General features: G+C 42.6%; 1 pseudogene. It reads right to left on the bottom strand.

The window, feature by feature from the left end:
• Positions 1-265, bottom strand: a pseudogene (gene ribE, locus CF394_RS14135) (riboflavin synthase subunit alpha); the annotation flags it as partial.

Here is a 265-nt window from a genome sequence, read left to right as displayed (position 1 = left end):
TTATTAAAGAAATTGTCACTGTGTCTTCTGTCAGCCCGAATATGGTTAAGCTCACGCCGTCCACGGTAATTGATCCTTTTAAGACCAGTGTTTTTGTTAAAGACGGGTCCATCTTTAAATCATAGTAAACAGCGTTGCTTTTCTCATCAATTCGTGCAATTTCAGCAGTTCCGTCGACATGCCCTGAGACGAAATGGCCTCCGAAACGGCCGTTTGCCGCCATCGCTCTTTCCAGATTTACTTTGCTTCCTTTTGATAAATCATT

The sequence above is a fragment of the Tetzosporium hominis genome, from assembly GCF_002265435.1.
Classification (GTDB): Bacteria; Bacillota; Bacilli; order Bacillales_A; family Planococcaceae; genus Chryseomicrobium; species Chryseomicrobium hominis.
The sequence above is the reverse complement of the archived record's forward strand: the minus strand, read 5'-3'. Positions and strand labels throughout refer to the sequence as shown.